We start from the raw sequence: 10,487 nt of genomic DNA, 5'->3' as shown, positions 1-10,487 counted from the left end.
CCCGCCTCAGGACCGCCACCATGCCCGAGACCCTGCTCAGCCCCCGCAACCTGGCCTTCGAGCTCTACGAAGTGCTTAACGCCGAAGCCCTCACCCAACGCCCGCGCTTCGCCGAACACAGTCGGGAAACCTTCGACGCGGCACTGTCTACCGCCCGCACCATCGCCGAAAAGTTTTTCGCCCCGCACAACCGCAAGGCCGACGAGAACGAGCCGCGCTACGTGAACGGCCGCGCCGAACTGATCCCCGAAATGAAGCCCGCCGTCGACGCCTTCCTCGAAGCCGGCTTCCTGAACGCCAACCGGGACTTCGAGGTCGGCGGCATGCAGCTGCCCAGCCTGGTCTCGCAAGCCTGCTTCGCGCACTTCCAGGCAGCCAACGCCGGCACCACGGCCTACCCGTTCCTGACCATGGGCGCCGCCAACCTGATCGAGAGTTTCGGCACACAGGAACAGAAACGCCTGTTCCTACAGCCAATGATCGATGGCCGCTACTTTGGCACAATGGCCCTGACCGAGCCCCACGCTGGCTCGTCGCTGGCCGACATCCGCACCCGCGCCGAACCTGCAGCGGACGGCAGTTACCGACTCAAGGGCAACAAGATTTTCATCTCAGGCGGCGATCACGAGCTGTCGGAAAATATCGTGCACATGGTCTTGGCCAAGCTGCCCGACGCACCGCCCGGCGTTAAAGGCATCTCGCTGTTCATCGTGCCCAAGTACCACGTCAACCCGGACGGCAGCCGTGGCCCGCGCAACGATGTGCTGCTGGCCGGGCTGTTCCACAAAATGGGCTGGCGCGGCACTACCTCCACAGCCCTGAACTTCGGCGACAACGGCCAGTGCGTCGGGTACCTGGTCGGCCAGCCGCACCAAGGCCTGGCCTGCATGTTCCAGATGATGAACGAAGCACGTATCGGCGTTGGCATGGGCGCGGTCATGCTCGGTTACGCCGGCTACCTGTATTCGCTGGAGTACGCCCGCCAGCGACCGCAAGGGCGGCTGCCGGACAGCAAAGACCCGCTCAGCCCGGCAGTACCGATCATCGCGCACACCGATGTGAAACGAATGCTGCTGGCACAAAAGGCTTATGTAGAAGGCGCCTTCGACCTGGGCCTGTACGCAGCGCGCCTGTTCGACGATACCCAGACCGCCGACAACGAAACGTCGCGCAACCAAGCGCAGGCGCTGCTCGACCTGCTGACCCCGGTCGTCAAATCCTGGCCTTCGACGTTCTGCCTCAAGGCCAATGAACTGGCAATCCAGATTCTCGGTGGTCACGGCTACACCCGCGAATACCCGGTAGAGCAGTACTACCGGGACAACCGCCTGAACCCGATCCACGAGGGTACCGAAGGCATCCAGTCGCTCGACTTGCTCGGTCGTAAACTGGCCCAGAACCAAGGTGCCGGGCTCAAGCAACTGATCCGCCTGATCGCCACAACCGGCGAGCGTGCAAGCCACCACCCTGAACTCGACCCACTGCGCCAGCCGCTGGAGCAACTGGTCAACCGCCTGCAAGGCGTTACCCTGACCCTGCTCGGCGACCTGGCCCAAGGCAAAGTCTCCGGCGCCCTGGCCAATTCGGCTCTGTACCTCAAGGCCTTCGGCCACTGTGTAATCGGCTGGCGTTGGCTGGAACAGGCGGTTCACGCCGAACTAGGGCTGCTCAAGGGCATCGCTGCTGATCGCGACTTCTACCTCGGCAAGCTGCAAGCCGCACGTTATTTCCTGACCTGGGAAGTACCAGGCTGCCATAATGACCTGGCATTGCTAGAGGCGCGCGACGATACCTGCATAGGCATGCAAGACGAATGGTTTTAAGGGATAGCCTCCGTGTGAGCGGAGGTCTCCGGGTGCACGACCCCAGTCCTCGCAGCCGGCTGCTATACCTAACTTCCCCAACGTTCGTCTTCATCACCCGAAATATGGAATTAGCCCGCAGACTTCAACCCATACCTGCAACGGGCACTGCCCTGTCTTTGAAAAACCACAGACTCCAGACTTTCGCAAGCTCAGAAGCAACCATGAGAAGAACAAACGCAACCGAACCCGCAGAAAAATGAAAGCCCATATAAGTGAACAGCACTGAAGCAGAGGGAACAAAGAACAGCAGCCTGAATGGCAACTGTAACCAAACCAGTCGCCAGCCCCATCTACTTTGACGAAAAAGCAATATACAACTTACAAAAAAAGATAACTGCAACATCCAACCCAGCACTATAAATACAGCCGCATAGCTGCCATGATCTTCGATCATATTCAATGCGCTAATCGCATCCGCGTAGAAAGGAAGCTTACCCTCCCACAAACTCCTCAGCATGTAACTCATAAGAAAAAGAGCGTCTAGCCCGCCCCACCCCCACCAAACGTACTTGCTTGCTGCCAACGGATTCATTTACTTCCTCCGTTCGAAAATCACATTAGGGGTTGCCGGAATCCAATGCCAGGACTGACCTGTTACCGCCCAGTGGTCGGCTGACTCCACGTACTTTTGAACAGTCTTCTTAGAGTCGCCGTATCGATGGATCGCCGAACCTGATTCAAAATGCTTCTCGTCAACGCTCAACCTAACCCATTCATGCGTGAGCGTTCGACTTGTATTTGCCCAATCCTTACCCTCTGAGAAGATGACACTCCCTTCATTGGCAATCGTGCCGCTCCTGTTTGCCAGGATCGTAAAGGCATTCCTTAGCGCATCATGGTCAATATCTTTCAACACCCACTTTCCAGGCCCTGCACCTACTACTTGCTGCAACACAAACACATCAACCTGTGAAGACTCGCTCTTTACTTCCCCCTCAATGCGGCCGTCTCCACGAGCGGGCAGGACAGGCCACAAAGCAGCCTCTGGTGTGAACGGACTAAACGGTCTAGAACAAGCCAGCAACCAGTCGCCGTCTCTCACTTTTTTCAAAATAGCACGCCTAGGGTATTCACGACGGCACTCTCCACTCGACGAACCACATTCGTGGATCAAGTCATGCAACCCTGGCAAGTCGTAAGGCCTAGACAACGCGCTGTCTACCTCAGCAACAGCAAAGAAAGGGTTTTCAAAACCGTACCAAGAATAATGTTTCGCGCGCTGACGGGGGATAAGACGCTTCATGTGGACACCAGTCGATTAAAAAAACCATCAGGCTCCACACCTACACAAAAAATCTGCCAACCATTTCCTAATGGTCTGTAGGATTTTTCTTTATTCTATAGGGTGAAGGGGCGCAAGCCTCCTCGGCAAGCTGCAAGCCGCGCGTTATTTCCTGACCTGGGAAGTACCGGGCTGCCATAATGACCTGGCATTGCTAGAGGCGCGCGACGACACTTGCCTCACCATGCAGGACGAGTGGTTCTAAGGGGGAGCCACCGTGTACACGGAGGCTTCCGCATGTTCGATTCCAGCGCCCTGCTGCGCCAGCGCTTCGCCGCGCTGCGCAGTACGGCCGAGTTGTTTTCCCTGCGCCATGTGAAACAGTCGCACCAGGCGCTGTCGGTTCGCCGCAATGTCGCCGAACCGCCCTGCTTCAGCCAGGACGAAGGCGCCATGCTCACCGTGCGGATCAATGGCGTGGAGGCCTACGCGGCCACCGCAGACCTGTCCCAGGCTGGATTGCAGCGCGCCCTGGAGCAAGCCGAGACGCTGGCCCGGCAGATCGCCCGGCACAGCCTGTTGGACCTGCGCGAACAAACCGTGCCCAGCGCACGCCACGACCATGTTTCGCCCAACTTCGACCAACCCGTACCCAGCCTCGCCGACTGCCTTGGCCTGCTCGCCGCCGAATCGGCCAGCGTGCCCAAGGACAGCCGCCTGGTGGACTGGCAGGCCAGCCTGGGGCTGAGCCTGGTCGAGCAAACCTACCTCAACTCGGCCGGCGCCGAACTGCGCCATGCCCAACGCTTTCTGTTCCCAGGCCTTGGCGTAACGGCCAGCGATGGCCAAGACAGCCAGAGCCGCAGCCTGGGCCGTGACAACTTCGGCCAGCAGGGTGGTTTCGAGATCATCGAGCGCTGTGGCCTGGTCGGCGCGGCCACCCGGGTAGCCGACGAGGCGCTGCAGTTGCTGCTGGCACCGAACACCCCCAGTGGCCCACGCGACCTGCTGTTGATGCCCGACCAGATGATGCTGCAGATCCACGAATCCATCGGTCACCCACTTGAGATGGACCGCATTCTCGGTGATGAACGCAACTACGCTGGCACCAGCTTCGTCCAGGCCAGCGACTTTGGCCACCTGCAGTACGGCTCCAGCCTGCTCAACGTGACCTTCGACCCAACCATCGGCGAAGAGCTGGCCAGCTACAGCTTCGATGACGACGGGAGTGCAGCCAGCAAGCAGTTCCTGATTCGCGACGGCCTGCTGCTGCGCCCGCTGGGCGGGGCGCTGTCGCAGTTCCGCTCCGGCCTGGACGGCGTGGCCAACAGCCGCGCCTGCGGCTGGAACCGGGCACCGATCGACCGCATGGCCAACCTCAACATCGAGCCGGGCGACCAGTCTCTCGAGCAACTGATCGGAGGCATCGAGCACGGCATCCTGATGCGTACCAATCGTTCCTGGTCCATCGACGATGCGCGCAACAAGTTCCAGTTCGGCTGCGAATGGGGCCAGTTGATCGAGAACGGCCAGCTCAAGGGCATCGTCAAGAACCCAAACTACCGTGGTATCTCCGCGCAGTTCTGGCGCAACCTCTCGGCGGTCGGCGACCGCAGTACCTTCCAGGTGCTGGGCACGCCCAACTGTGGCAAGGGCGAACCCAATCAGGTGGTACGGGTCGGCCACGCCTCGCCGGCCTGTGTGTTCCGCCAGATTGACGTATTCGGAGGAGATGCATGATGAAACAGGCTTTCGAAACCCTGGTCGGGGATGTGCGCGCCGCCCTGCAAGCGGGCGAGCAGTTCACCCTGGGCTACAGTGCCGAGCAGTCGCAATTCGTGCGTTTCAACCACGCCAAGGTGCGCCAGGCCGGCGAAGTGAGCCAGGCCAGCGTGCAGTTGCGCCTGATCCACGATGGCCGCCAGGCCGAACAGCAAGTGACCTTGAGTGGCGATGCGCAGCTGGATCGCCAACGCCTGGCGGATGCCCTGAAGCAGCTGCGCCAGACACTGCCGCTACTCGCCGTCGACCCTTACCTGCGCCTGGACGAGAGCGCCTGGCACAGCTACAGCCAGCAGACGCAGCCGCTGCCAGACCTGAACGAAGTGCTGGCACTGCTGGAGCGTGAAGCCGGTGACCTGGACCTGGTCGGTATCTACGCCGCTGGCCCGATCTGCCGGGGCTTCGCCAGCTCGTTCGGCGCTTTCGGCTGGCACCAGGCCAACAGCTTCAACTTTGACTGGAGCCTGTTCCACGAAAACGGCCAGGCGGTGAAGGCCAACTATGCCGGCCAGCTGTGGAGCGCCGACGACTTCACCGAGCGCCTGCGCCAGGCACGTGAACAGCTAGGCTTCCTCGGTCGCCCGGCTGTCACCCTCAAACCCGGCAGCTACCGCGCCTACCTGGCGCCTGCGGCCATGGACGAAATCGCCGGCATGCTGTGCTGGGGCGGTTTTTCCGCACAGGCCCTCGCAACCGGCAACAGCGCCTTGCAGCGCCTGTATAACGGCGATGCACGGTTAAGCCCTCTGGTAAGTTTCACCGAGCAGGTCAGCGGCTCGCTTAGCCCGGCGTTTTCCGATGAAGGCTCGCCGCGCCTGGATGTGCCATTGATTCAGCAAGGAGAGGCGTTGCAACGGCTGATCAGTGCGCGCAGTGCGGTCGAATTCGGGCTGCTGGCCAATGGCGCCGACAGCTACGAGTCGCCTTGCGCGCTCAGCCTGGCGCCGGGTAGTTTGCCCACCGAGCAGATCCTGCAGCGGCTTGGCACCGGGCTGTACATCAGCAACTTGTGGTACCTGAACTACTCGGACCTGCCGGCAGCACGCATGACCGGGCTTACCCGCTTTGCTACCTTCTGGGTGGAGAACGGGCTGATCCAGGGGCCGGTGAGCACCATGCGCTTCGATGACAGCCTGTACAGCTTGCTGGGTAGCCAGCTGGAGGACCTGACCCAGGAGCGCGAGATGATTTTGTCGACCAGTACTTATGGACAGCGCAGTACCGGGTCGAGCCATCTGCCGGGGGCATTGGTCAAAGGCCTGACCCTGACATTGTGATTGGCATTACCGGCCCTTTCGCGGGGCAAGCCCGCGCCCACAGAGATGTCACCCCATCAGGGGGCAGTAGCGATCCTGTGGGAGCGGGCTTGCCCCGCGAAGAGGCTGGCACAGACAAAAGAGGACGTCATGCCTGATCGTGCACCGCTGGACCCCGTCACCGCCCGCTGGATCCCCTGGGTGGTGGCCATCGCTTTCTTCATGCAATCCCTGGATGGCACCATCCTCAACACGGCGCTGCCAGCCATGGCCCGTTCGCTGGCCGAAGACCCGCTGCGCATGCAGGGCGTGATCATTGCCTACATGCTCACCGTGGCCCTGCTGATCCCCGCCTCAGGCTGGATCGCCGACCGTTTTGGCACCAAGCGCATCTTCTTCAGCGCCATCCTGTTGTTCAGCTTCGGCTCGCTGCTGTGCGCCGCCGCCAACAGCCTCGGTTTCCTGATTTTTGCCCGCGTGGTGCAGGGCCTGGGCGGCGCGCTGATGCTGCCGGTCGGGCGACTGGTGGTGCTGCGCGCCTACCCACGCACCGAACTGGTGCGCATCATGAGTTTCATCACCATCCCCGGCCTGCTGGGGCCGCTGCTGGGGCCGACGGTTGGCGGCTGGCTGGTGGAAATTCTCAGCTGGCACTGGATCTTCCTGCTCAACCTGCCCGTCGGCCTGATCGGCTGCTACGCCGTGTGGAAGTTCATCCCCGACCTGCGCGGCGCCGAACGTACCCGTTTCGATACCCCAGGCTTCCTGCTGTTTGGCGCCGCGATGGTGCTGATCACCATTGCCATGGAGGGCCTGGGCGAGCTGCACCTGCCGCACCTGCGGGTGATGTTGCTGCTGTTCGCCGGCATGGCGTGCCTGGCCGCCTACTGGCTGCGCGCCGGACGCGACCCGGAACCGCTGTTCTCGCCCAGTCTGTTCCGTGTGCGTACCTTTGCCATCGGCATCCTCGGCAACCTGTTCTCGCGCCTGGGCAGTGGCGCGCTGCCGTTCCTGGTACCGTTACTGCTGCAGGTAGCGTTGGGTTACTCGCCGGCCGAGGCCGGCATGAGCATGATCCCGCTGGCCGCGGCGGCGATGGTGGCCAAGTCCATCGCCCGGCCGCTGATCGAACGCTTTGGCTACCGTATCATCCTCACCAGCAATACCTTGCTGCTGGGCCTGCTCCTGGCCAGCCTCGGCCTGGTTGACGAGCAGACGCCCTATGCCGTGCTGCTGGTGCAGCTGGGCCTGCTGGGTGCGGTCAACTCGATGCAGTTCACGGCGATGAACACGGTCACTTTGATCGACCTCGACGACGCCAGCGCCAGCAGTGGCAACAGCCTGCTGTCGGTGGTCGCGCAGCTGTCGCTGAGCCTGGGCGTGGCCTGTGCCGGGGCCCTGCTCGGCGGTTTCACCGCCGCCGGCAGCGCCGAGGGCGTAGAGTCCACGCTGGGAGCGTTCCAGCTGACCTTCGTTACCATCGGCATCATGGCCATGCTGGCAGCGGCGATCTTCCTGCAGCTGGCACCGACGGACGGAAGGCGTGCCCGTCGTCCGGAACAACACATGGAGTCTTAGGGCGAATGGCCACGAGGCTGGTAGACTATGCGGCATTTTTCGCTTCGCACCGCAGGCCCGCCTCGTGACCACCGAATCCACCGCCTTTGCCACCTTGCCGCTGTCCACTGCCATGCTGGCCAACCTGGACGCCCTCGGCTATGCCTCGATGACGCCGATCCAGGCGCAGAGCCTGCCGGTCATCCTCAAGGGCCAGGACCTGATTGCCCAGGCCAAGACCGGCAGCGGCAAGACCGCCGCCTTCGGCATCGGCCTGCTCAACCCGATCAACCCACGCTACTTCGGCTGCCAGGCGCTGGTACTGTGCCCTACCCGCGAACTGGCCGACCAGGTTGCCAAGGAGCTGCGCCGCCTGGCTCGCGCCGAGGACAACATCAAGATCCTGACCCTGTGCGGTGGTGTTTCGCTGGGCCCACAGATCGCTTCGCTGGAGCATGGTGCGCACATCATCGTCGGCACCCCAGGGCGCATCCAGCAGCACCTGGACAAGGGCACACTGGTGCTCGACGGCCTGAACACCCTGGTGCTCGACGAAGCCGACCGCATGCTCGACATGGGCTTCTTCGACGCCATCGCCAGCATCATCGGCAAGACCCCGTCGCGACGCCAGACCCTGCTGTTCTCGGCCACCTACCCGGCCAGCATCAAGCAACTGGCCAGCGACTTCATGCGCAACCCGCAGCAGGTCAAGGTCGAGAGCCTGCACACCGACAACCAGATCGAGCAGCGCTTCATCGAGATCGATCCGCAGCAGCGCCTGGAAGCCGTTACCCGGGTGCTGGGCCACTATCGCCCGCAGTCGTGCGTAGCCTTCTGCTTCACCAAGCAGCAGTGCGAGGACGTGGTAGCCCACCTGACCGCCAAGGGCATCGTCGCCCAGGCGCTGCACGGCGACCTGGAGCAACGCGACCGTGACCAGGTGCTGACCATGTTCGCCAACCGCAGCAGCTCGGTACTGGTGGCCACCGATGTGGCCGCGCGCGGCCTGGATATCGATGGCCTGGACATGGTCATCAACGTCGAGCTGGCACGTGATGCGGAAATCCACGTACACCGCGTGGGCCGTACCGGGCGTGCCGGTGAGAAAGGCGTTGCGGTCAGCCTGGTGGCACCGGCCGAAGGCCATCGTGCCCAGGCTATCGAAGCGCTGCAGAAAAGCCCGCTGCGCTGGGACCAGTTGGACAGCCTGAAGAACAAGGGCGGTGAACCGCTGCTGCCAGTGATGACCACGCTGTGCATTGCCGCTGGCCGCAAGGACAAACTGCGCCCTGGCGATATTCTGGGTGCGCTGACCGGTGACGCCGGCATTCCGGGCAAGCAGGTGGGCAAGATCGCCATCTTCGACTTCCAGGCGTTCGTTGCCGTGGAGCGCGCGCTGGCCAAGCAGGCCATGCAGCGGCTGAACAACGGCAAGATCAAGGGCCGCGCCCTGAAAGTCCGCATTATCTAAAGTCCGGCAAAGTCCTGTGGGGGCGGGTTTACCCGCTCACACAGGGTTCAGCATTTCAAATCTGAAGGTTCATACCGTGCACTCCACCGACGTGATCATCCTCGGCGCCGGCGCCGCCGGCCTGATGTGCGCCCAGCTCAGCGCCCGTCGCGGCCGCCGGGTACTGCTGCTCGACCACGCCAACAAGCCAGGCAAGAAGATCCTCATGTCCGGCGGCGGTCGCTGCAACTTCACCAACATGTACACCGAGCCGGCCAATTTCCTCTCGCACAACGCGCACTTCTGCAAGTCGGCGCTGGCCCGCTACACCCAATGGGACTTCATCGAACTGGTGTGCAAGCACGGCGTGGCCTACCACGAGAAGAAGCTCGGCCAGCTGTTCTGTGACAACAAGGCCAGCGACATCCTCGACATGCTGCTGGCCGAATGCGATGAGGCCGGTGCCGAAATCCGCATGCACACCAGCATCGAACACATTGAAAAAACCGAGCACGGCTACCTGCTGCAGACCAGCGGCGGCCAGTTCGCCTGCCAGTCGCTGGTGATCGCCACCGGCGGCCTGTCGATCCCCACCCTTGGCGCCACCGGCTTCGGCTACCAGGTGGCCCGCCAGTTCGGCCATACCCTGCTGCCAACCCGTGCAGGGCTGGTGCCGTTCACCATCACCGAGCCTCAGCTGAAGGCACTCTGCACCGAGTTGTCCGGCACCTCGCTGGACTGCACCGCCAGCTGCAACGGCACCAGCTTCCGCGAGAACCTGCTGTTCACCCACCGCGGCCTGAGCGGCCCGGCGATCCTGCAAATCTCGTCGTTCTGGGAAGCCGGTGACACGGTCGAGATCAACCTGCTGCCCGACCGGGATGCGCTGACCTGGCTGCAACAGATGCAAGCCGAGCGCGCCAACGCCGAACTGAAGACCGTGCTGGGCGAGGTGTTCACGCGCAAACTGGCCAACTTGCTGGCCGAGCAGTGGTTCGAGTCCAAGCCAATGAAGCAGTACACCCCGGCGGAACTGGCACACATCGCCGAAAAGCTCGCGAACTGGCAAGTAGTACCGGCCGGCACCGAAGGCTACCGCACCGCCGAAGTGACCTTGGGCGGCGTGGATACCCGCGAAGTGTCCTCCAAGACCATGGAATCGCTGAAAAGCCCCGGGCTGTACTTCATCGGTGAAGTGCTGGATGTCACCGGCCACCTCGGCGGTTTCAACTTCCAGTGGGCCTGGGCATCGGCCAACGCCGCAGCGCAGTTCGTGTAGAGTAGAATCCATTCAGCAGCACGGAACGCTTCTTGCTGGCCCGTGCTGCATTGCATTCTTCGCTCACTGCCTAGCA

Annotated in this window: 8 protein-coding genes; 6 read left to right on the top strand and 2 right to left on the bottom strand. The window is 62.4% G+C overall.

Going from position 1 to position 10,487, the window contains the following annotated elements; translation table 11 throughout:
• The first annotated feature begins 20 nt into the window (after positions 1-20).
• Entirely contained in the window at positions 21-1,823 is a 1,803-nt protein-coding gene (locus tag E8E68_RS07415) for an acyl-CoA dehydrogenase (protein WP_280340430.1), read from the top strand.
• A 124-nt stretch (positions 1,824-1,947) separates the two neighbouring features.
• Here the strand turns inward: E8E68_RS07415 and E8E68_RS07410 are convergent, their stop codons facing one another.
• On the bottom strand, positions 1,948-2,397 hold the full coding sequence (locus tag E8E68_RS07410) for a hypothetical protein (protein WP_266032360.1): 450 nt from the start codon (positions 2,395-2,397) through the stop codon (positions 1,948-1,950).
• The gene (locus E8E68_RS07405; RefSeq protein ID WP_266032361.1) at positions 2,398-3,108 is read right to left on the bottom strand and encodes a hypothetical protein; all 711 of its coding nucleotides are present in this window, start codon (positions 3,106-3,108) and stop codon (positions 2,398-2,400) included. It lies immediately after the preceding gene.
• Between the two features lie 276 nt (positions 3,109-3,384).
• On the opposite strand from E8E68_RS07405, the gene E8E68_RS07400 reads away from it, so the two are divergent.
• The 5 genes from E8E68_RS07400 (at position 3,385) to E8E68_RS07380 (ending at position 10,411) form a co-directional block, all read left to right on the top strand.
• Positions 3,385-4,827, top strand: a complete 1,443-nt coding sequence (locus tag E8E68_RS07400) for a TldD/PmbA family protein (RefSeq protein ID WP_266032362.1) — start codon at positions 3,385-3,387, stop codon at positions 4,825-4,827.
• Positions 4,827-6,146 (top strand): TldD/PmbA family protein, encoded by a 1,320-nt coding sequence (locus E8E68_RS07395; RefSeq protein ID WP_266032363.1) that lies wholly within the window; start codon positions 4,827-4,829, stop codon positions 6,144-6,146. The genes E8E68_RS07400 and E8E68_RS07395 overlap by 1 nt, the downstream gene beginning before the upstream one ends.
• Positions 6,147-6,275: 129 nt before the next feature.
• The gene (gene mdtD, locus E8E68_RS07390) at positions 6,276-7,703 is read left to right on the top strand and encodes a multidrug transporter subunit MdtD (protein ID WP_110746609.1); all 1,428 of its coding nucleotides are present in this window, start codon (positions 6,276-6,278) and stop codon (positions 7,701-7,703) included.
• A 112-nt stretch (positions 7,704-7,815) separates the two neighbouring features.
• Complete coding sequence (gene dbpA / locus E8E68_RS07385; protein WP_266032453.1) at positions 7,816-9,153, top strand: ATP-dependent RNA helicase DbpA; 1,338 nt, start codon at positions 7,816-7,818, stop codon at positions 9,151-9,153.
• 76 nt (positions 9,154-9,229) lie between these two features.
• A complete protein-coding gene (locus tag E8E68_RS07380) occupies positions 9,230-10,411 on the top strand; it encodes an NAD(P)/FAD-dependent oxidoreductase (protein WP_110746604.1) in 1,182 nt (393 codons plus the stop codon).
• Positions 10,412-10,487 lie beyond the last annotated feature (76 nt).

Origin of the sequence: Pseudomonas sp. BN607 (assembly GCF_029871175.1) — a bacterium.
Lineage (GTDB): Bacteria > Pseudomonadota > Gammaproteobacteria > Pseudomonadales > Pseudomonadaceae > Aquipseudomonas.
This window is presented reverse-complemented; position numbering and strand designations above follow the sequence as displayed.